Genomic DNA, 25,255 nt, shown 5'->3' on the forward strand with positions numbered 1-25,255 from the left:
CGCCAGACATGGGAAAACGCTCGGGAGAAAGAAGCCGCGGACCGAAATGCATCGCCATTGTCGGTCCGTTTGCGAGTGGCAAGACAACCCTGCTCGAAGCCATTCTGGAGCGCACCGGCGCCATAATGAAGCAGGCGAGCACGGGCTCCGGCACGGTCGGTGATCATTCGGCGGAAGCCAGGGCGCATCAGATGAGCGTCGAGGCAAACATCGCCACCACCGGCTTTCTCGATGAAAGCATCACCTTTGTCGATTGCCCAGGCTCCATCGAGTTCGCCCATGAGGCGGATCCGGTTCTGGCGGCAGCCGACATGGCCATTGTCGTCACCGAACCCGACGAGAAAAAGATCGCCGCCCTGCAACTCACTTTGCACAGGCTCGACGAGCTCGGCATCCCGCGCATGATCTTTCTCAACAAGATCGAGCACGCCACCATGGGTGTGCGCGACATGTTGAAGATGCTGCAGCCCACCAGCGACACGCCGCTGCTTCTACGCCAGATCCCCCTGCGCAAGGACGGCATTGTCATCGGCTCCATCGATCTCGCACTTGAACGCGCCTACATCTACCGCGAGCATGCGAGCAGCGAGATTGCGCCCATTTCCGACGACGACAGGGCGCGCGAGGTCGAGGCACGGTTTTCCATGCTGGAAACGCTTGCCGACCATGATGACAGGTTGATGGAGCAACTGCTCGAGGAGATCGAACCGCCACGCGACGCGATATTCGACGATCTGGCAGCGGATCTGCGCGAAGGCACGGTAACACCGGTGCTGATCGGATCGGCTGAGAAAGGCAACGGCATACTACGGCTTTTAAAGGCAATTCGGCACGATTCGCCAGATGTTGAAGCCACACGGGAACGACTCGGCCTGAAAGATGCCGGGGAAGCCGTTCTCCAGGTCATGAAGACAATCCACACACCACACGGTGGCAAGCTGTCCGTCTCCCGGGTTCTTTGCGGCTCGGTCGGGGACGGCACGGAACTGCGCAGCGGCAACACAGTCGACAAGGTCTCCGGTCTCTACACCCTTCTCGGGCGCGAACAGACCAAGGTGGCGAAAGCGGAAGCCGGCGAGACCGTCGCTCTCGGCAAGCTCGAAGGTGTCCGGACGGGTGATACGCTGACAACCGCCAAAGCGCCGCTTGCGCCCCTCATCGCGCTGGAGAGCCCGCAGGCAGTCTATTCGGTCGCGGTACACCCGAGCGAACGCAAGGACGAGGCAAAGCTCTCGCTCGCTCTGCAGAAACTCATCGAGGAAGACCCCTCGCTCGGTCTCGAGCAGAGGCAGGAGACCGGCGAGACCGTCTTGTGCGGCCAGGGCGAGATGCATCTGCGCGTCACCCGCGAACGCCTTGAAGGCAAATACCAGATCCCCGTGGACACGGCCGCGCCGAGCGTTGCCTACCGCGAAACGATCCGCAAGGGCGCCACCAGGCGCGGCCGGCACAAGAAACAGTCGGGCGGTCACGGCCAGTTCGGCGATGTGGTTCTCGACATACGCCCCCTGCCCCGCGGGTCCGGCTTCGAGTTCACCGACACGATCACTGGCGGCGTTGTGCCCAAACAGTACATACCGTCTGTGGAAACCGGCGTTCGGGACTTTCTGAAATCCGGGCCGCTCGGCTTCCCGGTCATCGACCTTGCCGTCAATCTCGCAGACGGCTCCTACCATTCCGTCGACTCCTCCGACATGGCCTTCCAGCTTGCCGGGCGTCTCGCCATGAAGGAAGGGCTGGGCGAATGCTCGCCCGTCCTGCTGGAGCCCGTCCTCAGGATCGAGGTTTACACGCCATCGGATGCCACAGCCCGTATCACCGCCATCCTGTCGCAGCGGCGCGGCCAGATTCTCGGCTTCGACGCGCGACCGGGGTGGAGTGGCTGGGATGTGGTGCAGGCGACGGTTCCCGCATCCGAGACCGGCGACCTGATCATCGAACTGCGCTCTGCCACCGCCGGTGTCGCCAGCTACCGCGCCAGTTTTGATCACATGGCAGAGTTGACCGGGCGTCTGGCCGATGCCGCGATGAACGCGCAGGGCAAGGCGGCGTGAGGGAAACGTCAAGCTGGGAGGCTTCCACGCAATCGTGAAGCACCGTGATTTTGAAACGCGGGCGGGCAGTTCTACCACTGGCCTTGGGGTCAGGTCCTGACCTGAAATCAGAAACCAGCCGGAGAACGCCATGCCCGCCATTCACCGCCGCCCGCGCTGGGCCGTCGCCGAAAGCATGGCGACGCCCGAGAGCGTTTTTGCCAGTCGCCGCGCAGTGCTTGCCGGGCTTGGCCTGGGTGCGATTGCCGGCGCAGGCTTCCTGCCGGAGACGGCAAGAGCTGAGACAGAGGACGCCGCCGCGCGCACCGCATCCCTTTATCCTGCACAGCGCAATGACGCCTACAGGATCGAACGCCCGCTCACGCCTGAAGAGGTGAGCAGCACCTACAACAATTTCTATGAGTTCGGCTCCCACAAGCAGATCGCCCGTGCCGCCCAGGCGCTCGTCACGCACCCCTGGGACATCGAGATCGATGGTCTGGTGGAGGAGCCCACAACCATCGCGTTTGACGATCTGGCAAAGCGCATGCCGCTCGAAGAGCGCCTCTACCGGCATCGCTGTGTCGAGGCCTGGTCGATGACGGTGCCCTGGACCGGCTTTCCGCTTTCAGCACTCGTTGCCCTGGCGAGGCCGCTTTCGTCCGCCCGTTACATCCGCTTCGAAACGTTCAACGATCCCGGCATAGCCGGCGGGCAGAAGCAGGTCTGGTATCCCTGGCCCTATGTGGAGGGTGTGACAATGGACGAGGCCGCAAACGACCTCGCCTTCATGGTCACGGGCGCCTACGGCAAACCGCTGGCCAGACAGTTCGGCGCACCGCTGCGGCTCGCCCTGCCCTGGAAATACGGTTTCAAGTCCATCAAGTCGATCCGCCGCATTTCCTTCACCGAAGAGCGACCGGTCAGCTTCTGGGAAGAGATCGCGGCCAGCGAATATGGCTTCTGGGCGAATGTGAACCCGGATGTGCCGCATCCCCGCTGGAGCCAGGCGGAAGAGCGTGTTCTGCACACGGGCGAGCGCGTGCCGACACAGCTCTTCAACGGCTACGCCGAGGAGGTCGCCGGTCTTTACAGCGGGCTCGAAGGCGAACCGCTTTATCGCTGATTTCAGCTGAAGCAATGAGACAGGGCATTGGCTGCGATCCTGCTCTCACAGGAAAAGCCATGGCAGATAAAAAAAGAGCCGGATCACGGAGATCCGGCTTTAGTCATTGGAAGTGCCATATAGGCGAAACCTCCAGAGGGGAACACTCGCGGGGGCAAATGGGAGGAGAACGCCCCCGGGAGTGCTTCTCATATGGGCAATCGCCGCCTAAATAACAACCACATGTTTTTGCAATTCACCCATGCAATTTTGCATAACGCCCGGTATTTCTTGAGAAATACTGCGTCAAAATGCCCAATGCCGTGATTTGGAAATAAGGAAATCGCGGAACGCGTGAAGCTTTGCCTGGTTTTTCATCACGTTCGGGTAGCAGAAATAGGTATCGAAGGACGGCACTGCGGTTTCCGGCAGAAGCTGCACCAGATCGTTGCTCTTGCCCACCACATAATCGGGCAGCATGGCGATGCCCGCACCGCGCTGAACCGCCAGCTTGATCGACAGGATGTTGTTGATCTGCAGGGCTGTCTGACGCTTCTGCCCCTCCGGACGACCGGCCGTTTCCAGCCAGTTCATGTCGCTCAGATGCGGCGGCACCGCCTCGCCGAAAGTCACGATCCGGTGGTTGTCCAGATCGGCGATCGACGAAGGCTTTCCATGCTTGTTCACATAGGAGGGCGACGCGAAGAGATGGAAATGCACCGTGAAGAGCTTGCGCTGGATAAGGTCGGGCTGCTGCGGCTGGCGCATACGGATCGCGCAGTCGGCCTGCCGCATGGTCAGGTCCAGCTCCTCATTGTCCAGAATGAGCTGCAGCTCGATGTCCGGATAGAGTTCGATGAATTCGGGCAGCCGCTCCGTCAGCCAGCCCGTGCCGAGCCCCACCGTGGTGGAAACCTTCAACAGACCGGACGGCCGATCCTTGGCCTCGGTAAGGCGCACGCGCACGCTTTCAAGCTGCATCAGCACGTCGTGGGCCGTACGATAGAGCATCTCGCCCTGCTCGGTCAGCACCAGCCCGCGCGCATGCCGATGGAAGAGAGGCACGCCCACTTCCAGTTCCAGCGCGCTCACCTGGCGCGAGATTGCCGACTGCGAGAGATGCAGCGTTTCAGCAGCGTGCGTAAACGAGCCGGCCTCTGCGGCGGCGTGAAAAACCCTGAGCTTGTCCCAGTCCAACGCCTCGTTCTCCTCTGTCAGGCGCCTTTACCGTCATGGGCGTTTCCGCCCAATCCTGTCGCTGCATCGTTCCCGGTTTATTCGGCAGCTTCTTTTTTCGTTTCCATGGCTGCCAGATATTTCTCCGCTTCCAGCGCCGCCATGCAGCCAAGCCCCGCTGCCGTCACGGCCTGGCGATAGATGTCATCGGCCACATCGCCCGCGGCAAACACGCCCGGCACATCCGTCTGCGTCGTACCAGGCTGCGTCCAAAGATAGCCATTGGGCTTCTGCTTGAGCTTTCCTTCAAACAACTCGACGGCGGGCGCATGGCCGATCGCCACGAAGACACCGTCAACGGCAAGATCGGAAACCGCGCCCGAATGCACATTCTTCAGCCGCACGCCCGAAGCCGATGCCGGCATGGGCGGCTTGGCCGGCGTGCCGGTGATTTCCTCGACCACCGTGTCCCACAGGATCGTCACATTCTCCTTCGCCATCAGGCGCTCCTGCAGGATGCGCTCGGACCGCAATTCGTCGCGGCGGTGGATCAGCGTCACCGATTTGGCGAGGTTCGACAGATAGAGCGCTTCCTCGACAGCCGTGTTGCCGCCGCCGACAACAGCAACATCCTTGCCACGGTAGAAGAACCCGTCGCAGGTGGCGCAGGCCGATACGCCAAAACCCATGAAGGTCTGCTCGGAGGGCAGACCGAGCCACTTCGCCTTGGCTCCGGTGGCGATGATCAGCGCATCGCACGTGTATTCCGTGCCCGAATCCCCCCGGAGCACGAAGGGGCGTGACGACAGGTCCACATCGACGATCAGATCATTGGCGATCTCCGCGCCGACATTCTCCGCCTGGCCGCGCATCTGTTCCATCAGCCACGGCCCCTGTATCGGGTCGGCAAAGCCCGGATAGTTCTCCACCTCGGTGGTGATCATGAGCTGCCCGCCCTGCTCCAGTCCGGCGACGAGAAGCGGCTTCAGCATGGCGCGCGCCGCATAGATCGCTGCCGTGTATCCGGCAGGGCCCGAACCGACAATGAGAACGGGCGTGTGACGACGTGACATGGATGAATTCCTTTCTTCCTCGCTGGACCGCAGGGATGGTCTCTCGCCTTCCTGCCGCCACTATCAACTTCAAGGCGCGTGACCGCCCTCCGGCGGAAACGCAAAATCGGACAGCGGCCTCCAGGGGCTCATCCCTAGGCTGCCATCCAGAACAATACGGTGACTTGATCTAAGTATTCACAGACCCAAAGTGCAAGGCGAGGAACAGGTTTCCAACAGCTACCGAATGCCGCTCCCCTCCATTTCCACGCATGAGAGACGCCCAAACGCGGTGGATAGTCCACCTTACCGGTGAATGGATTGCTTGGCTTGGCACAGCCCTTGCCCTAATTTCGGACAGCGCGCGTGAAAGATTCTCGCGCGTTTGCAACAGAATTGGGAAACATCATGCCGCTACAGGCCGATCTTGACGCAATCGACTGGAAAATTCTGCGCGAGCTTCAGGCCGACGGCAAAATGACCAATGTGGAACTTTCCCGCCGGGTCGGCATTTCCGCTCCGCCCTGCCTTCGGCGCGTCAAACGGCTGGAGGAAGGCGGCATCATCAGGGGCTATCGCGCCCTTCTGAATTCGCCCGCCCTTGGCTACGATGTGGTCGCCTTCTGCCTGATCGGCCTGCACTACCAGTCGGAGACCGAGCTCAAGACCTTCGCCCAGCGGACACTGCAATGGCCCATCGTGCGGCGTGCATGGATGGTCTCCGGCGATTCCGATTTCATGCTGCACTGCGTTGCGACCGACCTCACCACCTTCCAGACCTTCGTGATCGAGCAGTTAACCTCCGCGCCCAATGTGGACACCGTCCGCACCGCACTCACCATCCGCCAGGTCAAGGACGAAGGACTGGTGGCGATCGAATAGGCGCGCTTGCCGCAACTGGCTATTCGTAGTTCTCAAAATCCGGAGCAGGCACCACCTGTAGAATGCGCGTGTGATATTGCAGCGTTAGCGGCGCAAGCACGTCGCCGAGAAGAAAGCTCCACGGCACCGGATAGCGCGAAGGCCCATCTCCATAGTCGACGCCTGGAACCTCCTTCGGATATCGTGCCGGGTTGGCTTCAAGATGCGGAAGAAGAAGATCAAGCCTCCTTTCTACAATTGAAAGCCAGCGCCGCGTGAATTCGGTTCCGGGGCGGAAAATGAATGCGCAGTTCCCCATCAGGCGATTGTGTTGAAGCTTCGTCCAGCGATAGCGCAGCTCCATTTCCATGGTTCCAATCGGCCGTTCAAGAAAATAGCGCTGGCCATCGACCTTCGACTTCCGGAACCGAGCCATCCCGCCCGGTACTTCACGATACCCTGCTCCCAGCGCGTTCCCGAGGCGAACCGCTTCGAAGGCCGGTTTCCACGAGCCGCTGCATCGTTTGATATCGGTGTAGCCACCACCAAGGTGATGCATGAAATAGGCGCGCAGATAGTCTGATTGATGGATTGGAGATAGATACTGGAATGCGGGATGCAAAGGCCCGTGAGGCTCAGTGAAGCTGGCGAGTGTGTCCTCGCCAACGAGATGCACTCTGCATCTGGTTGCTGCGAGCGTCTCAAAACACGCCCGCCGCGCCGGCGACATCCGGGCCGGCCCCAGCCAGAACACGAAAATCCGATCATGCCATCCAGGAGCCAGATCACCATAGCCTGAAAGCAAAGCCTCTGCCTCCATTCTATCGAAACTCCACTTTCTGCCGTTGTCGCACCCCTGCAGCACTGAGGGCTTTGTTGATCAATGCCTTGGTCTCTTTGGCACAAACCTCAGAAAGACGCATTGCGAAAGGAAGACCCGCTTCCGTCTTGCTTTCTCGCCCTTCGATGCTCGTCGCCGGATCATGTGTCTTTCCATCCCCAACCGCTCCCCACTCCTGAATGCAGACAGCCGGAGAAAGCTGATAGATTTTCGATGAACTAAAGACCGGTGACAGCGCACTGAAGAGAAAATCATCCACGGCTTCGCAAAATGTTTCACTTCCAGCCAGAAGGCGCCGTGCGCAATCGCGGGAGACGATATAACCCGCCGCGCAGTAATGCGAGGAGCGCAGTCGCCGAACCTTCCGTCCAGAAACGGCGGCACCTTCAGCAAGGTCCAGATAAACGCGCGATGCAGTGGCCTCCAGCTTCACGATGTCCGCTGCTTCGGGGATCCAGTCACTGGAGCCCAGTATTGCGCCGGCATTCTCGCCGAGAAGCACATCATCCTCAAAGATCGCACCGTAGCGCCCACCATCCCCAATCAGCGTCTTCCAGCAGGCCCGGTGACTGAGAAAGCAACCCACCTCGCCTGGCGTCAGCCGCCCCCAGCGTCCGCTTTTCTTAACGACGCGATCAATTTCGGCTTGGTCCAGCAAACGCCCGTCAATGCCCTCGACCCGTTTGAACGATAGTCCCGCTGCGTCGAAACGCGAGGAAAGCGTCTTGAGACGCTTCTGTGCGCCCTGAAGGTTCATTGCATATATCTTCATTGTTCAAGCATTCCTGTTGGATCGAAAACCAACTTCATTGACTTCCGAAAAGGAAAAATATTGAATAAAAACAATAATTTGAAAATAATTTCAGACGAGCTCATGCCTGTGAATATGCTCTGGATAGGCGGTCCCCTGAGCCCCATCGAGCAACTTTCGGCCCTGAGCTTCAAGGCCGCGGGACACAGAGTGGTTTTGCACACATACGATGGCGCGTTTAACGCGCCCGACAGCATTGAACTCGTCGATGCGGCATCCACGATGGACTTTGCATTGGTGCAGAGCCTGCGTGAACGCAGATCCAGCTCCTATGCTCTCGCCTCTGACTATTTCCGTTGCGCGCTTCAGGCACAGAACGCTGGTTTGTGGGCGGACATGGATATGATCTGCGTGAAACCGATCCACAAGCGGAAGCAGGCGATAATGGGCTTCGAACGCCCGGATTCGATCAACTGTGCCATCCTCCATCTGGATTCTGAACTTCCCATCATCGGCGAGCTTTTGGGCATTTTTCAGGAAGGATATATCCCTCCATGGGTCGACCCAAAAATCGCCAGGAAGAGGCGCTTGAAGCGCTGGCTTCCAAATCGGCGCATCCGCCCGGCCATCATGCCCTGGGGCACCTATGGCCCGCAGGCGCTGACCAATCTGGCCCGGAAGCACGGGATCATCAACCAGGCCGAACGGAAACCTGTCTTCTACCCGCTCGACCAACACCGTGCGCACGATATGTTCGACGCAAATATCTCTCTCGAAAGCATCATCCAAGAGGGGACATTAGCTGTTCACCTATGGAATGAATCCCTCAAACAACTCGGTCTGAAAGAGACGCAGCCACCCCGCAATTCGCCGCTCGGCAAGCTTATGAAGCGCTACGGCCTCTGATCACTATCGAAACGGTACGCGTATCCAGAGACGATCGGAGAAAAGGCGACCTGCAGCCCACCACACTGTCCTGATGAGCTGCTCTATCGGGCGCAGAAGCTCCCTTCGGAGTTTTTCGATCCCCGAACGCCGTTTCTCCCGCCGCTCACCGCGTAACGTGCTCCCTAGTTCAAGGCTTGCAGCAGGCTTCAAAAAATATTCCTGGATCGCCACTGCGGGTACCAGTTGAAATACACCGCAGCCCGGCTCCAAAAGCCGCTCGCGGTTGAAGAGAAATTGATCTACCGGATCGTCAAAAGCGTGTGTGTCGTGTGTCAGTTTTCCAGCAAACTTTCGACTAATAATATATGCCCCCGCGCCAGCATGTGCCCGAAATAGAGCATGAACTCCCCGCTCACCGATCTTCGCGGAGGGAGCGTTGCAAATAAGGCTCCTGGGCCTGCACGCCTCCAGCCTCACAACGCCGGCGCCCTCGGGAATCCATCCATCGTCGCCGAAAATCGCCGCTGCATTCTCGCCGAGGAAAATATCGTCCTCACAGACGATCGTATAAGCGTCCTCGCTTTTCGCCGCGATCTCCCAGCATTTGCGGTGCGAAAGAAAACAGGCGATCTCGCCCGCTCCCAATTCATAAAAACGCGGCTTCCCCGTACGTCCCGCCTTGAGTTGCTCCGGCGAAAGCAGTTTTGCATCCACCGCCTTCACCACCTCGAAATCGAGCCCCTGCTCGGCGAAGACCCTGCGCATATGCGCCAGGCGCGCCGTCTCCCGTTCAAGATTGATGACAAGCGTCTTCATCGCCGCTCCACCTCTGTCTCGCACCAACCTCGCGAGTATTTCTGCACCCGGCGCCGATAGATGAAACGGCTCCACTCCCGCCAAAGGCGTTCGCCAGGGCTGCGCCGCGCCTTCCCCGACGCGCTGACGGTACTGCCGCCGATCTCGGCCGACTGGTCGCTTATGCCTGACGGCACGACACAGAAGGGCGCAATGCCCGTCACCCAGCGCATCTGCAAAAACGTGTCGACCGGCCGGTCGAAACGCTCCGTCAGTGCGAGAAGATGTTGTGCCGCCTCGCGCGTCACAAGCTGCGCTACTGTGCCAAGCTGCGAAACCTGCGGAGCCACGAGCCGAACCTCACCGTTCCGCGCCACGTCCCGCATCCTGCCGCGAACCGGGCTTATGCGAAACTGCACATACGCTTTCCCCACACAGGCCCGCTTTGCCACCTCCAGACAGCGCCCGAAAAGCGGCATGTCGAGCGCCACATCGTCCTCGACGATCAGCCCCGCATCAAGCCCGCGTTCCACAATCATCCGCCACACCTTCCGGTGCGAGAGAAAACAGGCGATTTCGGATTGCCGCAACGCAAATGGATAGGCCGGCTGGTGCAACCCCTTCACATAGTGCCGGCCGGTCTCGTCATCGCCGAGCGCCTGACCGTCCACAGCGTCCACAACATGGGTTTCGACAGGCAGGGTCGCGAGCAGATGCTCCACCTGCGGGCGACGCGCCGTCGCACGCCTCAAATGAACGATGAAACCTTCGATCTTCATCTGGAGGCCTCTCGCCACAATTCCGCATAAAGCGCATTCAGTGCCTGCGCTTCCCCCTCAAGGGGAAAATGCCCGCGTGCATGCGCAAGCGCTGCGCGCGCCGCAGTGCTCCGCAGCACCTCGTCATCCATATAGCGCCCTGCCGCAGCAATCATCGCAGCCAGATCGTCAACCGGCACAAGCGCCCCCGCACCACTGCCCTCAAGCTGCTCGGAAAAAGCCCCCACATCCGTTGCGACAACGGGAACGCCCGTCGCCATCGCCTCAAGTGGAGTCAGTCCGAACCCCTCCCAGCGCTGCGGCGCGATGAAAAGCGAAAGCGCTCGATACCAGTCCGGAATATCTGTACGCGTACCGACAAATAGAACGCGCTCGGCGAGCCCGGCTGCCCGCACGCGCTCTTTCAGTTCCGCCTCGAAATCAGCGTGCGGGCCGGTCGCCTGACCGGCAATAATCGCCGACCAGCCGGGGCGCTCCGGCAGGAGCGCGATCATCGCATCGACGAAAAGGTCCGTGCCCTTCTGGCGCCGCACGCGGCCAAAACAGCCGACATAGCGCTGATCGCTCGCCATCCCCACCGCTGCAGCCCCCTCGCCGGGGCTCGAAGGCGGCGAAAAGCGACCGGTATCGATGCCGTGCATCACCACGCGGCTGGAAACCCGGAGATAGCCGGCCGTCTTGCGGCTTGTGGCCACCACCCGGTCCATGCGGCGGATCAAAAACCGGGTCCAGCGTGTGTGTTCGCGCTGCGAGGCGGACGTGAAAACAAGTTTCACCGGTGCACGAAAGATATCCCGCAAAACCACACCGGCCAGCATTTCCGGATTGCGCCGCGCATGCCAGATGCGAAACGGCCTGTTCGCAGGCCTGCGCAGCAGGCCCGGCACCTGCCACCAGCGCAGTCTGGGCAGCGTATCGGGAAGCCCCGGCCCCAGAGTGGCAATCGGGAGCGCTTTTGCCTGTTCCGGCACAAGCTGCACGATCGTGCTGGTCACGCCCGAAAGCCGCTTCTTGAAGTTGGGGGCCACCACATCCACGTCACGGACGCGGACCCGATGGCCGCTTGCGGGCATCTTGCCGGACATGGTCAGCCGTAGCGGACTTCCACCACCTCATAGCCCCGCGCACCGCCTGGAGCATTCACCTCGATGGAATCGCCCACCGCCTTGCCGATCAGCGCCCGCGCGATGGGCGAGGAGATGGAAATGCGGCCCGACTTCACATCGGCTTCCTGGTCGCCGACGATCTGATAGGTCTTTTCCTCTTCAGTGTCCTCGTCGACGAGCATCACCGTGGCACCGAACTTGATCGTGTCGCCGGAAAGCTTTGTCACGTCGATGACCTCGGCACGCGCGATAAAGTCTTCCAGTTCCCCGATGCGGCCCTCATTGAGGCTCTGTGCCTCCTTGGCGGCGTGGTATTCCGCATTCTCCGAAAGGTCGCCATGGGCGCGCGCCTCGGCGATCGCCTCAATGATGCGTGGCCGCTCTTCCTGCTGGCGCCAGCGCAACTCTTCCTTCAACGCCGCAGCTCCGGCAAGCGTCATTGGGACCTTGTTCATTTCATTCACCTTCCAGACATGAAGGCAGGAAGACCCCACACGCATCACGCGAAGTGCCGCCCTGCCGCCGGTGCAGACATAAAAAGAAACGGTCCGAAAGCGTCTGCCTACGGAACCGTTTCGTATGACCTGTCCCAATATAACAAGCCGGTGACGATTTTCACGCAAATTTTTGCGTATCCGCCTTCCAGAAGCCGATTGCGCACATGTGCGTTACCTTGTCGGGCGGCACTCAAAACCTATCTCTTGATAAAATCGAAAACGGGAGACACCTTGATGCAGGATCAGTTCCTCCGCACCGCCCTCACTGCCGGCCTCCTGGCGTTACCGGGCGCCGCCGCGGCCAAAACCTTCGTCACGCAGGCGGTCACCGTGGAGGCAGAAACACTTGCCCGCGGTCTCTCAAATCCCTGGGGTCTTGATTTCCTGCCCGACGGAAGCGCGCTCGTTACCGAACGTTCCGGCCAGTTGCGCCTCTTCGCCAATGGCACCCTTTCGGAGCCTGTTCCCGGCGTACCCGAGGTAGCCGCCGTCGGACAGGGTGGGTTGCTGGACGTCGCCGTCTCGCCCGACTTCGCCGAAACGGGAATGATCTTCCTTTCCTTCTCGGAACCCGGCGAAGGCGGCGCAGGCACGGCAATCGCCCGCGCCAGACTGGTAAGAAATGAAGGGGCAGCCCGCCTTGAGGACGTCACCACTATTTTCTCCATGAACCGCAAGAGTGCGGCGGGTCAGCATTTCGGTTCCCGCATCGTGCTGCATCCCGACGGCACGCTCTTCTTCACCATCGGCGACCGCGGCGAAGGCGATCGGGCGCAGGACCCCGCCGACCATGCCGGCTCGGTGCTCAGGATCAATCGCGACGGCACGGTACCCGAAGACAATCCCTTCGTCGGCAGCACGGACACCGCACCGGAAATCTGGTCCATGGGCCATCGAAATCCGCAGGGTGCCGTCTTCGACCCGGTGACCCGCGCGGTGTGGACAGTCGAGCACGGTGCACGCGGCGGCGACGAGGTCAATCGCCCCGAAGCCGGCAGCAATTACGGCTGGCCGGTCATCTCCTACGGCGTCAACTACAGCGGCACGAAAATCGGCGTAGGCACCGAGGCACCCGGTTACGAGCAACCTGAATATTACTGGGATCCGTCCATCGCGCCATCGGGCACAGCGGTCTATCAGGGCGAGATGTTTCCCGAATGGCAGGGAGACTTCCTCGTCGCAGCGTTGAAGTACCATCTCGTCGCGCGCCTGGATCGGGACGAAAATGGCGGCATCACCGACGAGGAGCGCCTCTTCAAGGGGGCTTTCGGGCGCATACGCGATGTCAATGTCGCACCCGATGGCTCGCTCTGGCTTTTGACCGACGAGCGCCGGGGCGAGATCATTCGCATATTCCGCGCCGGAGAATAGCCTGCACGGATCTGGCCCATAGGAGGCAGGGGCAGCGGCCCTTGCGCGCTGCGCACGCGCTCCGTAAGACAAACGCGTTTCCTCCTGTCCGGATATACGCATGACACGGGTTCAGGCCAATCTTCTGTTGCTTCTCGCTGGCGCCATGTGGGGCATGGGCTTCGTCGCCCAGTCGACCGCGATGGATGCCATCGGCCCGTTCCTGTTCATCGGCCTGCGCTTTGCCATCGCCTGTCTTTCCATGCTGCCCTTCGCCATGTGGGAAGCCCGGCGCAGCACGGGAGCGCTAACCTTCATCGACAAACGGAACTTCCTGGTCATCGGCCTGCTTCTGTTCGCAGGCATGGCGGCGCAGCAGGTTGGTCTTTTGACCACGAGCGTAACCAATTCAGGTTTCCTGACCGGTCTTTACGTGGTCATGGTGCCGTTTCTGGCGGTGCTTCTCTTCCGCCAATGGCCGCACACCGTGGTCTGGCCCGCGGCCCTTTCCGCGCTTGCCGGCATCTGGCTGCTTTCGGGCGCAGGCAGTGTCGCTCTGACAACCGGCGACTGGCTGACCATCGTCTGTGCCCTCTTCTGGGCGCTGCAGGTCATCATGATCGGCAGAAGCGCCAGCCACACCGGCCGCCCCGTCACACTGTCGGTGAGCCAGTTCGGCATCACCGCAGTCATCGCGCTCGCCATTGCCGGCCTTGTCGAGCCGATCAACCTATCCGCTGTGGGCACCGCCCTGCCGGAAATCCTCTATGCGGGCATCTTTTCCGGCGGCATCGCCTTCACGCTTCAGGTCATCGGCCAGCGTTACACGACGGCCCCGCAGGCCGCGATCTTCCTGTCCACAGAAGCCGTCTTCGCCGCGCTCTTCGGCGCGATCTTCCTCGGCGAACGCCTGCCCGCGCTTGGCCTCGCCGGTTGCGGCCTGATCTTCGCTGCGATCCTCGCAGTCGAGATCGTGCCGGCCCTGCGCAACAGGCAGCGCAGCGTCGCCTGAGCGGCATCATCAACAAATCGTCGCGCTCTCAACGCGTTCTGCGCTATCATGCCTCTGATTGCCCGGAGGATAGGCCCGTGCAGAGACCTGTTGAACGCGAATGGGAGCTGTCGATAGACCCGGAAACCGTACGCTTGCTGGCAGGCAAGGCGCGGGCCATCAGCGCCGCGCTCAACACCGACTACGATGGCGGGCATGAGCATGAAGTCGAAATCGACGGCGATGCACGCGACCGGCACCAGCATGACGGGCTCATCGAGGAAGAGGAGGAAGACCTCACAGAAGAGGAATTCCGCGAGCTCGTGGCAGACCTCAACGTGGACGAACTTGCCGACCTGGTCGCGCTGGCATGGATTGGTCGCGGTGACTACGATGTGAGCGAATGGGCAAATGCCGTCGCCGATGCAAGACAGCATGGTGCAAAGCACGTCGCCACCTATCTTCTGGGAATGCCGATGCTGTGCGACTGGCTGATCGACGGCCTGGACGCGCTCGGCGCATCCTGACACGCTCCGAAACACACCGTTATTTCCCGATCAGCCGCCGCTGGGGCAAACATCAGGCATGATCGTTCTCTTAGCCGTTCGAAGTGCGCTGACGGCCATGCTCCTGTGCGCACTGGTTCCCGTCCTGTCCTCAAGCAATGCAGACGCCGCAGAGGCGGCCCCGTCCGTGCCTCTGCCGGCGACGGGCCCCATTCCGCAGGCCCGCGGAGAGGTACGGCGATCGGAAATGTCAGTGATCGTTCCGATCCCCTCGCCCCGGCCCGAGGAAAGAACCCAACCGCAAAAGCCACCCGCCCCCTACAAACCCGGCCGCATGCCCGGACAGGAAGCCACCTGTCGCCGCGCCCTCACGAAACTGGGCGTCTCGTTCTCCGACCGGCCATCGATCTCCGAGGCAGCCGGCTGCGCCATTCCCCATCCGCTGGTCATCACGCGACTTTCCAGAAAGATCGCGCTGCAACCGGAGGCCACGCTCAACTGTGCGACGGCCCTCGCACTCGCACGCTTCTTCACGGAGAAGGTCCCGCCGCTCGCCCGGCGCCATCTGAAGCAGCCGGTCACGACAGTTCGCCATGCCTCGGCCTATGTCTGTCGGTCGCGTCGCGGACTGCAGAAGCTTTCCGAACACGCCTTCGGCAACGCCTTCGACATCGCCGCCTTCACCCTGGCCGACGGCACGCAACTCGACGTCGCCCGACAGCCCGACCCGAAAAGCGGAAGAGCGCGGTTTCTCAAGGCCTTCCGCACAGCCGCCTGCGGTCCCTTCAAGACCGTTCTCGGCCCGGGTTCCAATGCCGACCACGCCAATCATTTTCACCTCGATCTGCAAAAGCGCCGGAACAACTCTCTGTATTGCAAGTAGCTGGTGGTTCACACGCCACAATCGGGTCACAGGTCTGAACACCCCCGCTGACCTTTCCTTTACCTTGTCTGGCTAGGCTTGCTCCCGTGCAAGAACGTATGAGGCTGGCGGGGCGTGTTCATGGTGGGTATTCGTATTGGCAGGTCGGTTGGAGGGCCGCTGCGCGCGCGCATGCTGCTCGCGGCGGCCGGTGCGACGCTCGCTACGCTCTCCGCCTGCTCGGTCAGCGATGTCATGTCGCCGCGCCCCTCGGTGGATATCGGCGTGCAGACCGCAGCAGTGCCTGTCGCCCGTCTCGCCCCGGCCCCCACTGCACATGTACCCGAAGCGGCGACACCATCCGTCTCCGCCTCCAGCCCCACGCCCGACAGCACGAAAGGCCTGCAGGCACTCGTTCCTTCAAACCCGATGATGGTTTCCTACCCGCGCTTCACCCTGCCGCGCAGCGAAAGTTCGGCCCGCGTCATGCCGCCGGAAGAGGTCGCCTGTCGCCGCCGCCTCAAGCGGCTCGGAGTCAAATATCAGGACCTCGAACCCATCAACGATGGCGGCGCCTGCCGCATAGACTGGCCCGTCAAGGTCAGCGGCCTGTCCGGCAACATCGAAATGGCGCCCGCCGCCACACTCAACTGTCAAATGGCCGAGACCTTTGCCCGCTGGACCAAAAACGAGCTCGCACCGGCCGCACGCAAGCGCTACCTCACCGGGATCGGCAAGATCCGTCAGGGCTCAAGTTATTCCTGCCGGCGCATCGCCGGCACCAGTGTTGCCTCCGAGCATTCCAAGGGCAACGCACTCGACGTGATGAGCATCCAATTGAAGAATGGCCGCGAGATCGATGTGCGCAAGCCCGGCTTCTTCGCGTTCCGCCAGCGCGGTCTGCTCAACACGGTGCGCGCTGAGGGCTGCGACTACTTCACGACAGTTCTCGGTCCCGGCTACAACTACGATCACCGCGATCACTTCCACTTCGACCTGAAAGGCCGTCGCAACGGCTACCGCGCCTGTAAATAGCGCCCTTTCTGGACACAATGCAGTCTCGCGCCGTTCACCCCGGAGTGCTAAAGAGCAGCCATGCTCATCGTTGAAATCGTCATTCTCTTCGTCCTTATCCTCTTTAACGGCTTCATGGCCATGTCGGAGCTGGCCGTTGTGTCGGCCAGACCCGCCCGGTTGAAGTCTCGGGCCGAACAGGGTCAGCGCGGCGCCGCCCGTGCCCTTGCGCTCTCGGCTGATCCCGGCCGTTTCCTTTCCACGGTCCAGATCGGCATCACCCTGGTCGGCGTGCTCTCCGGCGCCTTCTCCGGCGCAACGCTCGGCACACGCCTGTCCGACTGGCTCGTCATGCAGGGCGTTTCGGAAGGTGTGGCAAACCCGCTCGGCGTCGGCCTGGTCGTAGCCCTGATCACCTATGTATCGCTGATCGTTGGCGAGCTCGTTCCAAAGCAGATCGCGCTGAAGAATGCCGAAGGCATCGCCATCAGGGTAGCGCCGATCATGGGCCTACTGTCGCGCATCACCCTGCCGCTCGTGTGGCTGCTAGACGTGTCGGGCAGGCTGGTCCTGGCGCTGCTCGGTCAGAGCGCGGAATCGAGCCAGCGTGTAACCGACGAGGAAATCCGCACACTCATCGCCGAGGCCGAAACCAGCGGCACCATCGCATCCGACGAGCGTCGCATGATTGCAGGTGTCATGCGCCTTGCCGACCGAAAGGCCCGCGCCATCATGACGCCGCGCGGCGAGATCGACTGGCTCGACCTGACAGCGGATGAAGCGGCACTGGCGGATGATGTCAGGGAGTCCGGTCACTCCCTCCTCCCCGCCGGCGAAGGGTCCATCGATGAGATCGCCGGTGTGGTCAAGCTGCGCGACCTGCTTGCCGTCCAGCTATCGGGCGAAGCACTGGACATCCGGACGCATGTTCTGCCGGCACCGATCGTTCATGATATGGCCGACGCGCTCGATGTGCTTTCCGTCCTGCGCGAAGCGGCGGTGCCGATGGCGCTGGTGCACGACGAGCACGGCCATTTCGAAGGCATCGTGACGCCCTCCGACATTCTGGAGGCCATTGCCGGCCTTTTTCGTGCCGATGCCGAGGAAGGCGAGATGGACATCGTCGAGCGCGCCGACGGCTCCTGGCTCCTGCCCGGCTCCATGCCCGCAGACGAGATGGCCGACCATCTCGGCTTTTCCCTTCCCGCAGAGCGCACCTACACCACGCTCGCCGGCTTCCTGCTCAACGAGTTCACACATCTACCGAAGACCGGCGAAAGCACCGATGCTATGGGATGGCGTTTCGAGATCATGGATCTGGACAATCGCCGGATCGACCGCGTACTTGCAACGAAACTCGAAGAGGTGTCCGAGGCGTAGACCTCAATCTTCGGGTGGCACCGGGGTGGGCCTGCCATTGGCGTCGAGCGCCACCATCACAAAATCTGCATGGGTGACCATTTCCATGGTCGGCGACAGGTAACGCTGTGCCCAAGCTTCGACCTTGAGCCGGATCGACGTGCGCCCCACCCCCTCGATATGGGTGTAGATGCACAGCGTGTCGCCAACCTTCATCGGCTTGGCGAAGGCCATTTCCTTCACACCGGCCGTCACCACGCGACCATGGGCGCGTTCGGCGGCGCGAATACCGCTCGCAAGGTCCATCTGCGCCATGACCCAACCGCCGAAAATATCGCCGGCGGCATTGGCGTCACCTGGCATCGCCTGCGTGCGAAGCGTCAGATCGCCCGTGGGTGTTTCCGGTGCATTCATGACCTGTCATTCCCCTTTTTTGAACATCATCCGGCGTAGCCCCGACAGGTCTCCCGGTCAACAAACGCGGGCGCATGGCACCTCTTCCGTTGACGCATGGTTGCCCTTCGGTGTCGTATCTGCGTTGCACCCGTGACGAACTTGCGGCTTTAATTCGCGTTGAACGCATTCCAGCGAGGTTTCCATGCAGATCAAGGCCGCCATATGCCGGGCGTTCGGCAAACCCCTCTCGATCGAAACGCTCGAGCTCGCTCCGCCCCGGCAGGGTGAAGTCCTCGTCGACCTCAGAGCCTGTGCCATCTGTCACTCCGACATCTCGTATGCCGAAGGCGCCTGGGGCGGCGATCTCCCTGCGGTCTACGGCCACGAGGCAGCCGGCGTGGTTTCCGCAGTCGGCCCCGGCGTCACCGGTGTTGTGCCTGGCGATCATGTCGTCGTCACGCTCATCCGCTCCTGCGGCCATTGCCACTATTGCGCGCGTCAGAGCCTGGTCATGTGCGAGGAGGTTTTCCCGCTCGATCAGCAAGGCCCCCTCGCCTTTGCCGATGGCGGCGCCTGCGAGCAGGGGCTGCGCACCGGCGCTTTTGCCGAGAAAGTGGTCGTTCACGAAAGCCAGCTCGCCCATGTTCCGGCCGACATGCCATTCGACGTCGCCTCACTCCTTGCCTGCGGCGTCATCACCGGCTTCGGCGCGGTCACCAACACGGCCCGTGTGTCTGCAGGCCATGCTGTGGCTGTAATTGGCTGCGGTGGCGTCGGACTTAATGCCATTCAGGGTGCGGCACTCGCCGGCGCGAGCCCGGTCATTGCGCTTGACCTCAGCGATGACAAACTCGCGGCGGCCCGCGAATTCGGCGCCACCCACGCGTTCAACCCCGCCGACCCCGATCACGCGAAGTCGATCAAAGCGCTCACACAGGGGCGTGGCGTGGATTTCGTCTTCGTCACCGTGGGTGTCGAGGCAGCGCTCGCCAGCGCCCCGCGTTATATAACCCGCAACGGTTCGATCATCGTTGTCGGCATGCCGGCCAATGGCGTGCGCATCCCCTATGATCCGGGCAAGCTTTCTGCCCTCAACCAGAAGATCATCGGTTCCAAGATGGGCGAAACGCGGCTCCGCCACGACATACCCGTTCTTGTCGAGCATTATCAGAAGGGCCGGCTGAAACTCGATGAACTCATCACCGCCCGCTACAGGCTCGAGGAGATCAACGAGGCGATTGCCGCCGTGAAGAACGGACAGGCCCTGCGCAATGTGGTGATCTTCGAATGAAGATTGCCGAAGCCAGAACCTTCGTCACAGCAAACCCGCCGCCGCATGTGGGCGGGCGCTATTTCATCTTCGTGAAACTCGTGACCGATGGCGGCGTGGTTGGATATGGCGAGGCCTATTCCGCCGCCTTCAGCCCACACCTCACGGCGCGCATGATCGAAGACGTGGCCGAACGCTACCTGATCGGCCACGACGCGCATGACATTGAAACCTTCTTTCGCCGTGCCTATTCCTCCGGCTTCAGCCAGCGGCCCGATCCAACATTGATGGGGTGCGTGTCCGCCCTCGAGATGGCGTGCTGGGACATCATCGGCAAGGAGGCCGGCAAACCGGTCTACAAGCTGCTCGGCGGAAAGGTCCATGAGCGGCTGCGCAGCTACACCTATCTCTACCCTGCCACGGGCAGCGCCGTACCGGGCGAGACCGATAGCGAACGCAATGTCTACAACGATCCCGACCTTGCCGCCGAAGCCGCATTGGCCTGCCTTGCACAGGGTTTTGACGCGATAAAATTCGATCCGGCGGGCCCATACACCGCCTTCGGCGGCCATCAGCCGCGCCAGAGCGACATCGACCTTTCCATACGCATGGTCGCTGCGGTGCGCGAAGCAGTCGGCACGCGCGCCGACATCCTGTTCGGCACTCATGGCCAGTTCACACCATCGGGTGCAATCCGCATGGCACGCGCGCTCGAACCCTATGATCCGCTCTGGTTTGAGGAACCTGTTCCTCCGGACAGTCCCGCAGCCATGGCGCAGGTCGCACGTGGAACCACGATCCCCATCGCCACGGGGGAAAGACTCACCACGAAGTATGAATTTGCCCAGCTTCTCAGCCTTGGCGCCGCCGGCATCTTCCAGCCCAATCTCGGTCGGTCGGGTGGCCTTCTTGAAACGAAGAAGATCGCGGCAATGGCGGAAGCTCACCATGTTCAGATCGCACCGCACTGCTATTGCGGCCCCATCGTCGCTGCCGCGAACATCCAGCTCGCCGTCACCCTTCCCAACTTCCTGATCCTGGAAGCGATCCGCACCTTCGACGGCTTTCACGCTCGGTTGCTCAAACAGAAAATTCGCTGGGAGGATGGTTTTGTCATTCCATCGGGAGAACCGGGGCTTGGTGTAGAGCTTGACGAAAGTGTCGCCGAAGCTCACCCCTATGAGGGTGGCGAGCTGCATCTCCAGGCGACGCAGGCACCGATTACAGCAAAATAGCAGGCCGGATTTCCGATTCGTTTTCAGAAACTTGCCGCGACAAAATGAATCATCGCGCAAGAAACCTGAATCAACACATCAAGAACTTGAATCGATACGTGAAGTTTGCTGTCGCAGCTATGGTTCACAAACCACGCAGGGGTTAACGCCTGCCTAACAATTCGGGCACTGTTCGCCTGAGAAGCGCCATGCCGGCAGGCGTCCACCCAAGGGCGCGCAGGCGATCCGTTTTCATCACATTGACCGCACTTTTGTCAGCGGCACGCGGTAACGGATTCCTGCATCCGGTTTCCTGTGCCACGAGCGCCAGAAGATCGTGACGATCAAGCACCAGATCCGACACGTTGAAGACACCACTCACAAGCTTTGCCGCCTGCAATGTCAGCATCAGACGCACAGCCGATCCAACATCCTCGCCATGCACTTCAGTCGCCGCGCGCGGTGCGATCTCACGACCTGAAAGGTAATCGTCAAAAAGGCCCGCCCATTTGTGCGATCGTCCGCTGCCCGCCGTTCCATAGACCCCCGTCACACGCAGGCTCACACCGCTAAATCCATCGTCGGAAAGTTGCGAGAGCGCCTCCTCACCGGCCAGCTTCACCTCGCCGTAAAGTGTGTCGGGCCGGCAGGCATCGGTCTCATTGAGCATCGACCCCGGTGCGCGTGGCCCATAGACTGCGCGCGTGGAAAGAAACACCGTTCGCGCCACACCCGCCGCCCGCGCAGCGCGGAACATGGCAATGCTTCCGTCGAGATTGCGTCGACGAAACCCCGCCGCATCACCGCCCTCCCCGCCCCGGTACCGGCCGGGCAGGTGGTCGAAGGCCGCATGCACGAAGAAATCCGCCCCCTCGAACAGAGCCGTCGAGATGGATGTCGGCTCAAGCGTCATGGGCGCAAATGCGACCGCCCCTGAAAAAAGGCCTTCCGGCGGCGCGTTACGTCCCAGCACCGTCACCCGATGCCCCGCTGCCAGCAACCCCTCGACAATGAAGCGCCCGACAAGCCCGGTCCCGCCGGACACGATGCTGTGGGGCGTGCTCATGACACCGGGTTCGCCAGCAGATCAATATTGGGGACGCCCTCACCTGAATGATAGGCATGCCAGAGATCGATCAGCGGCCCCAGCTCGGCCGCTTTGGGGTGATTCCGCTCCCAGGGCTTTTCATACTGATAGTGAACCACTGAAATCGACTTCCAGTCCCACAGTTCCGGCAGGTTGAACCAGACATATTGCAACATATTGAAGAATACCGGCAGGCCATGCCAGTGCGGAAAATGCGCCTGCAGGAATGTCTGATCGGTCCGCCGCCAGAACGCTTCGGGCTGATCCAGTCGCGCAAGCATGGCGACAAAGGTTGCCTCCGAAGGAGCTGCTACAAACACGCCTGAATTCAGCCGGTGAAAATCCGCAAGGTTCTCATAGACATTGGGCGCCGCGGAGAATTCCGGATAGCCGAACAGCCGGTCAATATTGCGCACCACCACCGCGTCGGCGTCGATGAAAACGACCCGTTCATACTCGGTCAACTGCCACAGCCTGAGCTTGGCGAAATTGTCGAGCGGGGTGTGAAAGCTCGGCTTGTTGCCCTTGGTGAAGGGTGCATTCGCGTGGAGCCGCGCCCGCTGATGCCGCTCGTTGAAGGCATCTGAGGTGGGCAGAAGCTCCGCCGGCACGAGCCGTGCGCCGAGCGCAGCCAGCGGCTTCAGCGCCTGGGCGGGAGCTCCACCGGTGTGCATCACCACAAGATCGGCATCCGTTTGCGTCAGCCGTAGCGAGCGCACCAGAGCCAGCGCGCCCATCGCATAATCTTCGTTGGTGACAAGCGTCACATAGGCGTGTTTCGACATGAAAGCCGTCGCTTAGCCCACGCTCTTGAGCCGCTTGCCTTCCGGATCGCGCTCGATGGTCGGCGCAATGTCCTTGGTCCAGGCGGACACGGCCGGAATGCGCGAGCGGTCGACACGATAATCGAACTTCTTCGCCACATCGACGACCTCGGCCAGAAGCCCTTCTTCCAGCGTGATCGGATTGAGGCCGAGGGACAGGAACTTGTCGTTTCTCACGACCAGATCGTTTTCCGCGGCTTCCTTGCGCGGGTTCGGCAGGTACGCGACCTTCGCGCCCGTCATGCGCGCGATGAGTTCCGCCAGGTCCCGCACGCGGTGCGTTTCGGTCATCTGGTTGAAGATTTCCACGCGGTCGCCCCGCTTCGGCGGATTGTTCAATGCGATCTCGACGCAGCGCACGGAATCCTGAATGTGAATGAAGGCCCGCGTCTGGCCACCCGTGCCATGCACGGTCAGCGGGTAGCCGATCGCCGCCTGGATCAGGAAGCGGTTGAGAACCGTCCCGTAGTCACCATCATAGTCGAAGCGATTGATCAGCTGGGGATGAAGCTTGGTTTCTTCCGTGTGCGTGCCCCACACAATGCCCTGATGGAGATCGGTGATGCGCACACCGTCATTCTTGGCATAGAACTGGAACAGAAGCTGATCCAGCGACTTCGTCATGTGGTAGATGGAGCCCGGATTGGTCGGGTAAAGGATTTCCTGCGACGCCGTCTCGCCCGAGAGCGTCTCGACCCCGACCGGGAGATAGCCTTCCGGGATTGCCGCACCGACGGAGGAATATCCATAAACGCCCATCGTGCCCAGATGGACCAGATGCGCGTCGAGACCGATCTCCGTCATCGCATTAAGCAGATTATGCGTGGCGTTGACGTTGTTGTTGACGGTGTAGTTCTTGTGACGGTCCGTCTTCATCGAATAGGGCGCAGCGCGCTGCTCGGCAAAGTGCACGATAGCGTCAGGCCTGTGTTCGGCAAGCCAAGCTTTCAGCACATCATAATCGCGCGCCAGGTCGATCAGGTGGAAATGGATACGCCTGCCCGTTTCCTGGTGCCAGATGCGGGTGCGCTCCTGAATGGAGTCCATGGGCGTCAGCGACTGAACACCGAGCTCTGTGTCGATCCACCGCCGGGACAGATTGTCAACGATGTGGACCTCGTGCCCACGAGCCGACAGGTGAAGCGAGGTCGGCCAGCCGACGAATCCATCGCCGCCAAGAACTGCAATCTTCATGAAATTCCGCCTCCGGTCATCAATGCATCAAGCCAAGGGAAAACAGATTGATTCCCTTCTCGAAAGCCCCCTTAGCATTGTTTTATGACAGTTTGTTCCGAAAGGACAAACATACGCGAAGAAGCCGGCCTCCTCTGGAGACCGGCTTCCCGTCCCAGGGGAAGGACAGGACGGGCAGGGTTACATTTGCGCTTCGACGGAAGTCACCTCGTTGGTTGTGTCGTCTATGGTCAACGTGACCGAAGCGCCAGCCGATATGCCGGCGAGATCGACGCCCTCGCCGGCTGTGTAAACCGTGCCGTCGTCGAGTGCGATGGTTCTGGTGGCAGGGTCGACGGACTGCACGGTTCCCTGCACATCCGCGGCATAGGCCGAGAGCGTGAGGAAGCCGGTGGCGGCAAGGGCTGCGAGGATTTTCTTCATGGAGAGAACTCCCTTTTGTGTTTTCATGTCGGCCCAGTCCCCGTCGACAGTTTTGGGGGAGCCGGGAACCAGGCCGACGGGAAAAAGGTGACGCCAGACACCGGCAATCTCAAATCAAACAGGATGACCGCCGCAAACACGCCTCCCGCCAAAGCTTTGCCGCAATCCCCCGCTTCGCCGGCGGCTGCGTGCTGAACAACGCGCGATACCGTCTTTGGTTCACGCCGCCCCTGCTGCAAAGCGGACAAAATCCGGGCGGCCCGTGTTCACGACCCGCCCGGATTTTCCCGACACGCCGTGGCGGCGCGGTCAAATCGGGTAACCGCGCATCGCCTTTGCGTGAAGAGCTAGATCGAGCATCGGAATAACCCGAAAACCGGTTTCCACTTTTCGGTCCGATGCTCTGGATCGCCGTGCGTCCATCCGGACGCACAAAGGACGATCCAAACCATGGATCGAGTATCGGAATAATCCGAAAACCGGTTTCCACTTTTCGGTCCGATGCTCTAGAGCCGGCAGCGATGGCGATAGCCGTCATAGCCGAGAAAGGTATCGCTGTACTCGTCATAGGAGCGGTAGCGCGCGTAGCAGCGGGCCACATGCCGATCCCAGGCGGAAGCGCGGCCGTAAACCGGCGCGGGGCCATAATACCGGGCGCGGGAATCCGCGATCAGGCCGCCTGCAATAAAACCGCCGAGCCCGGCGATGGCCGCAGCCTCACCCGGAGACAGGCTCCCCGCGCGGCTTTCAACACTGGCGGCCGAAAGCGCCGTGGCGGCAAGAGTGGCGGCCATCAGGCCGGTTGCGATGGTGCGTTTCAGGGACATTTCATCATCCTCCTTTGCGATCGATGGCCGGCTGGTGCAGCCGTCCGATGCCCG

At 61.3% G+C, this 25,255-nt stretch carries 26 protein-coding genes; 12 read left to right on the top strand and 14 right to left on the bottom strand.

What is annotated here, in order from left to right; all coding sequences use genetic code 11:
* The first annotated feature begins 8 nt into the window (after positions 1 to 8).
* Entirely contained in the window at positions 9 to 2,054 is a 2,046-nt protein-coding gene (locus BLW55_RS05090; protein WP_090327192.1) for an elongation factor G, read from the top strand.
* Positions 2,055 to 2,184: 130 nt separating this feature from the next.
* On the top strand, positions 2,185 to 3,159 hold the full coding sequence (gene msrP / locus BLW55_RS05095) for a protein-methionine-sulfoxide reductase catalytic subunit MsrP (protein WP_090327196.1): 975 nt from the start codon (positions 2,185 to 2,187) through the stop codon (positions 3,157 to 3,159).
* 285 nt (positions 3,160 to 3,444) lie between these two features.
* On the opposite strand, the gene BLW55_RS05100 is transcribed toward msrP, so the two are convergent.
* Positions 3,445 to 4,335 (bottom strand): LysR family transcriptional regulator, encoded by an 891-nt coding sequence (locus tag BLW55_RS05100; protein ID WP_025030692.1) that lies wholly within the window; start codon positions 4,333 to 4,335, stop codon positions 3,445 to 3,447.
* Between the two features lie 77 nt (positions 4,336 to 4,412).
* Positions 4,413 to 5,387: a thioredoxin-disulfide reductase gene (gene trxB / locus BLW55_RS05105; RefSeq protein WP_007010489.1), complete on the bottom strand. Its 975-nt coding sequence runs from the start codon at positions 5,385 to 5,387 to the stop codon at positions 4,413 to 4,415.
* 387 nt (positions 5,388 to 5,774) lie between these two features.
* Here trxB and BLW55_RS05110 point away from each other — a divergent pair, with 387 nt between their 5' ends.
* Positions 5,775 to 6,248 carry an Lrp/AsnC family transcriptional regulator gene (locus BLW55_RS05110; RefSeq protein ID WP_007010488.1) on the top strand — a complete coding sequence of 158 codons (474 nt, stop codon included), beginning with the start codon at positions 5,775 to 5,777 and terminating at the stop codon, positions 6,246 to 6,248.
* A gap of 19 nt (positions 6,249 to 6,267) precedes the next feature.
* Here BLW55_RS05110 and BLW55_RS05115 read toward each other — a convergent pair whose 3' ends face one another.
* Together BLW55_RS05115 and BLW55_RS05120 are read right to left on the bottom strand one after the other, a co-directional pair.
* A complete protein-coding gene (locus BLW55_RS05115) occupies positions 6,268 to 7,047 on the bottom strand; it encodes a glycosyltransferase family 32 protein (RefSeq protein WP_090327200.1) in 780 nt (259 codons plus the stop codon).
* Between the two features lies 1 nt (position 7,048).
* Complete coding sequence (locus BLW55_RS05120) at positions 7,049 to 7,825, bottom strand: glycosyltransferase family 25 protein (protein ID WP_177175021.1); 777 nt, start codon at positions 7,823 to 7,825, stop codon at positions 7,049 to 7,051.
* A gap of 75 nt (positions 7,826 to 7,900) precedes the next feature.
* Between BLW55_RS05120 and BLW55_RS05125 the strand changes: the two genes are divergently transcribed.
* Positions 7,901 to 8,725 carry a hypothetical protein gene (locus BLW55_RS05125; RefSeq protein WP_143038417.1) on the top strand — a complete coding sequence of 275 codons (825 nt, stop codon included), beginning with the start codon at positions 7,901 to 7,903 and terminating at the stop codon, positions 8,723 to 8,725.
* 3 nt (positions 8,726 to 8,728) lie between these two features.
* On the opposite strand, the gene BLW55_RS05130 is transcribed toward BLW55_RS05125, so the two are convergent.
* Genes BLW55_RS05130 through greA form a run of 4 tightly spaced genes read right to left on the bottom strand, consistent with a single transcriptional unit; the run spans position 8,729 to position 11,842 of the window.
* Positions 8,729 to 9,523 (bottom strand): glycosyltransferase family 25 protein, encoded by a 795-nt coding sequence (locus tag BLW55_RS05130; protein WP_090327207.1) that lies wholly within the window; start codon positions 9,521 to 9,523, stop codon positions 8,729 to 8,731.
* Entirely contained in the window at positions 9,520 to 10,281 is a 762-nt protein-coding gene (locus tag BLW55_RS05135; RefSeq protein ID WP_090327209.1) for a glycosyltransferase family 25 protein, read from the bottom strand. Before BLW55_RS05135 ends, BLW55_RS05130 begins: the two co-directional genes overlap by 4 nt.
* Positions 10,278 to 11,366, bottom strand: a complete 1,089-nt coding sequence (locus BLW55_RS05140; RefSeq protein WP_090327212.1) for a glycosyltransferase family 4 protein — start codon at positions 11,364 to 11,366, stop codon at positions 10,278 to 10,280. Before BLW55_RS05140 ends, BLW55_RS05135 begins: the two co-directional genes overlap by 4 nt.
* A 2-nt stretch (positions 11,367 to 11,368) precedes the next feature.
* A complete protein-coding gene (gene greA / locus BLW55_RS05145; RefSeq protein WP_007010482.1) occupies positions 11,369 to 11,842 on the bottom strand; it encodes a transcription elongation factor GreA in 474 nt (157 codons plus the stop codon).
* 276 nt (positions 11,843 to 12,118) lie between these two features.
* Here greA and BLW55_RS05150 point away from each other — a divergent pair, with 276 nt between their 5' ends.
* The 6 genes from BLW55_RS05150 (at position 12,119) to BLW55_RS05175 (ending at position 17,987) form a co-directional block, all read left to right on the top strand.
* Complete coding sequence (locus tag BLW55_RS05150; protein ID WP_090327216.1) at positions 12,119 to 13,255, top strand: PQQ-dependent sugar dehydrogenase; 1,137 nt, start codon at positions 12,119 to 12,121, stop codon at positions 13,253 to 13,255.
* A 100-nt stretch (positions 13,256 to 13,355) separates the two neighbouring features.
* The gene (locus BLW55_RS05155; RefSeq protein ID WP_090327218.1) at positions 13,356 to 14,246 is read left to right on the top strand and encodes a DMT family transporter; all 891 of its coding nucleotides are present in this window, start codon (positions 13,356 to 13,358) and stop codon (positions 14,244 to 14,246) included.
* 77 nt (positions 14,247 to 14,323) lie between these two features.
* Positions 14,324 to 14,752 carry a DUF3775 domain-containing protein gene (locus BLW55_RS05160; protein ID WP_025030685.1) on the top strand — a complete coding sequence of 143 codons (429 nt, stop codon included), beginning with the start codon at positions 14,324 to 14,326 and terminating at the stop codon, positions 14,750 to 14,752.
* 226 nt (positions 14,753 to 14,978) lie between these two features.
* Positions 14,979 to 15,614 (top strand): extensin-like domain-containing protein, encoded by a 636-nt coding sequence (locus BLW55_RS05165; protein ID WP_244508991.1) that lies wholly within the window; start codon positions 14,979 to 14,981, stop codon positions 15,612 to 15,614.
* Positions 15,615 to 15,785: 171 nt separating this feature from the next.
* Positions 15,786 to 16,628: an extensin family protein gene (locus BLW55_RS05170; protein ID WP_090329891.1), complete on the top strand. Its 843-nt coding sequence runs from the start codon at positions 15,786 to 15,788 to the stop codon at positions 16,626 to 16,628.
* A gap of 60 nt (positions 16,629 to 16,688) precedes the next feature.
* The gene (locus tag BLW55_RS05175; RefSeq protein WP_090327223.1) at positions 16,689 to 17,987 is read left to right on the top strand and encodes a hemolysin family protein; all 1,299 of its coding nucleotides are present in this window, start codon (positions 16,689 to 16,691) and stop codon (positions 17,985 to 17,987) included.
* A 3-nt stretch (positions 17,988 to 17,990) separates the two neighbouring features.
* Here the strand turns inward: BLW55_RS05175 and BLW55_RS05180 are convergent, their stop codons facing one another.
* Positions 17,991 to 18,380, bottom strand: coding sequence for an acyl-CoA thioesterase (locus tag BLW55_RS05180; protein ID WP_007010475.1), 390 nt, complete (start codon positions 18,378 to 18,380; stop codon positions 17,991 to 17,993).
* A gap of 184 nt (positions 18,381 to 18,564) precedes the next feature.
* Here BLW55_RS05180 and BLW55_RS05185 point away from each other — a divergent pair, with 184 nt between their 5' ends.
* Both BLW55_RS05185 and BLW55_RS05190 read left to right on the top strand, forming a co-directional pair.
* The gene (locus tag BLW55_RS05185; protein ID WP_177175022.1) at positions 18,565 to 19,653 is read left to right on the top strand and encodes a Zn-dependent alcohol dehydrogenase; all 1,089 of its coding nucleotides are present in this window, start codon (positions 18,565 to 18,567) and stop codon (positions 19,651 to 19,653) included.
* Positions 19,650 to 20,867, top strand: coding sequence for a mandelate racemase/muconate lactonizing enzyme family protein (locus tag BLW55_RS05190; RefSeq protein WP_090327226.1), 1,218 nt, complete (start codon positions 19,650 to 19,652; stop codon positions 20,865 to 20,867). Before BLW55_RS05185 ends, BLW55_RS05190 begins: the two co-directional genes overlap by 4 nt.
* 142 nt (positions 20,868 to 21,009) lie before the next feature.
* On the opposite strand, the gene BLW55_RS05195 is transcribed toward BLW55_RS05190, so the two are convergent.
* The 5 genes from BLW55_RS05195 to BLW55_RS05215 form a co-directional block, all read right to left on the bottom strand.
* The gene (locus BLW55_RS05195) at positions 21,010 to 21,912 is read right to left on the bottom strand and encodes an NAD-dependent epimerase/dehydratase family protein (protein ID WP_090327228.1); all 903 of its coding nucleotides are present in this window, start codon (positions 21,910 to 21,912) and stop codon (positions 21,010 to 21,012) included.
* On the bottom strand, positions 21,909 to 22,718 hold the full coding sequence (locus tag BLW55_RS05200; RefSeq protein ID WP_090327230.1) for a glycosyltransferase: 810 nt from the start codon (positions 22,716 to 22,718) through the stop codon (positions 21,909 to 21,911). The genes BLW55_RS05195 and BLW55_RS05200 overlap by 4 nt, the downstream gene beginning before the upstream one ends.
* A gap of 12 nt (positions 22,719 to 22,730) precedes the next feature.
* Entirely contained in the window at positions 22,731 to 23,951 is a 1,221-nt protein-coding gene (locus tag BLW55_RS05205; protein WP_090327232.1) for an NAD-dependent epimerase/dehydratase family protein, read from the bottom strand.
* 180 nt (positions 23,952 to 24,131) lie between these two features.
* Positions 24,132 to 24,374 carry a DUF1344 domain-containing protein gene (locus tag BLW55_RS05210; RefSeq protein WP_007010468.1) on the bottom strand — a complete coding sequence of 81 codons (243 nt, stop codon included), beginning with the start codon at positions 24,372 to 24,374 and terminating at the stop codon, positions 24,132 to 24,134.
* Positions 24,375 to 24,880: 506 nt separating this feature from the next.
* Entirely contained in the window at positions 24,881 to 25,201 is a 321-nt protein-coding gene (locus BLW55_RS05215) for a BA14K family protein (protein ID WP_177175023.1), read from the bottom strand.
* Between the last annotated feature and the right edge of the window lie 54 nt (positions 25,202 to 25,255).

Source organism: Nitratireductor aquibiodomus (assembly GCF_900105565.1).
GTDB lineage: Bacteria > Pseudomonadota > Alphaproteobacteria > Rhizobiales > Rhizobiaceae > Nitratireductor > Nitratireductor aquibiodomus.

What these genes read in the sequence shown, in the direction of transcription:
- BLW55_RS05090 (WP_090327192.1), top strand. Translation starts at nt 9, where the DNA reads ATGGGAAAACGCTCGGGAGAAAGAAGCCGCGGACCGAAATGCATCGCC.
- msrP (WP_090327196.1), top strand. Translation starts at nt 2,185, where the DNA reads ATGCCCGCCATTCACCGCCGCCCGCGCTGGGCCGTCGCCGAAAGCATG.
- trxB (WP_007010489.1), bottom strand. Translation starts at nt 5,387, where the DNA reads ATGTCACGTCGTCACACGCCCGTTCTCATTGTCGGTTCGGGCCCTGCC.
- BLW55_RS05110 (WP_007010488.1), top strand. Translation starts at nt 5,775, where the DNA reads ATGCCGCTACAGGCCGATCTTGACGCAATCGACTGGAAAATTCTGCGC.
- BLW55_RS05115 (WP_090327200.1), bottom strand. Translation starts at nt 7,047, where the DNA reads ATGGAGGCAGAGGCTTTGCTTTCAGGCTATGGTGATCTGGCTCCTGGA.
- BLW55_RS05120 (WP_177175021.1), bottom strand. Translation starts at nt 7,825, where the DNA reads ATGAACCTTCAGGGCGCACAGAAGCGTCTCAAGACGCTTTCCTCGCGT.
- BLW55_RS05130 (WP_090327207.1), bottom strand. Translation starts at nt 9,523, where the DNA reads ATGAAGACGCTTGTCATCAATCTTGAACGGGAGACGGCGCGCCTGGCG.
- BLW55_RS05135 (WP_090327209.1), bottom strand. Translation starts at nt 10,281, where the DNA reads ATGAAGATCGAAGGTTTCATCGTTCATTTGAGGCGTGCGACGGCGCGT.
- BLW55_RS05140 (WP_090327212.1), bottom strand. Translation starts at nt 11,366, where the DNA reads ATGTCCGGCAAGATGCCCGCAAGCGGCCATCGGGTCCGCGTCCGTGAC.
- greA (WP_007010482.1), bottom strand. Translation starts at nt 11,842, where the DNA reads ATGAACAAGGTCCCAATGACGCTTGCCGGAGCTGCGGCGTTGAAGGAA.
- BLW55_RS05150 (WP_090327216.1), top strand. Translation starts at nt 12,119, where the DNA reads ATGCAGGATCAGTTCCTCCGCACCGCCCTCACTGCCGGCCTCCTGGCG.
- BLW55_RS05155 (WP_090327218.1), top strand. Translation starts at nt 13,356, where the DNA reads ATGACACGGGTTCAGGCCAATCTTCTGTTGCTTCTCGCTGGCGCCATG.
- BLW55_RS05165 (WP_244508991.1), top strand. Translation starts at nt 14,979, where the DNA reads ATGTCAGTGATCGTTCCGATCCCCTCGCCCCGGCCCGAGGAAAGAACC.
- BLW55_RS05170 (WP_090329891.1), top strand. Translation starts at nt 15,786, where the DNA reads ATGCTGCTCGCGGCGGCCGGTGCGACGCTCGCTACGCTCTCCGCCTGC.
- BLW55_RS05175 (WP_090327223.1), top strand. Translation starts at nt 16,689, where the DNA reads ATGCTCATCGTTGAAATCGTCATTCTCTTCGTCCTTATCCTCTTTAAC.
- BLW55_RS05180 (WP_007010475.1), bottom strand. Translation starts at nt 18,380, where the DNA reads ATGAATGCACCGGAAACACCCACGGGCGATCTGACGCTTCGCACGCAG.
- BLW55_RS05185 (WP_177175022.1), top strand. Translation starts at nt 18,565, where the DNA reads ATGCAGATCAAGGCCGCCATATGCCGGGCGTTCGGCAAACCCCTCTCG.
- BLW55_RS05190 (WP_090327226.1), top strand. Translation starts at nt 19,650, where the DNA reads ATGAAGATTGCCGAAGCCAGAACCTTCGTCACAGCAAACCCGCCGCCG.
- BLW55_RS05195 (WP_090327228.1), bottom strand. Translation starts at nt 21,912, where the DNA reads ATGAGCACGCCCCACAGCATCGTGTCCGGCGGGACCGGGCTTGTCGGG.
- BLW55_RS05200 (WP_090327230.1), bottom strand. Translation starts at nt 22,718, where the DNA reads ATGTCGAAACACGCCTATGTGACGCTTGTCACCAACGAAGATTATGCG.
- BLW55_RS05205 (WP_090327232.1), bottom strand. Translation starts at nt 23,951, where the DNA reads ATGAAGATTGCAGTTCTTGGCGGCGATGGATTCGTCGGCTGGCCGACC.
- BLW55_RS05210 (WP_007010468.1), bottom strand. Translation starts at nt 24,374, where the DNA reads ATGAAGAAAATCCTCGCAGCCCTTGCCGCCACCGGCTTCCTCACGCTC.
- BLW55_RS05215 (WP_177175023.1), bottom strand. Translation starts at nt 25,201, where the DNA reads ATGTCCCTGAAACGCACCATCGCAACCGGCCTGATGGCCGCCACTCTT.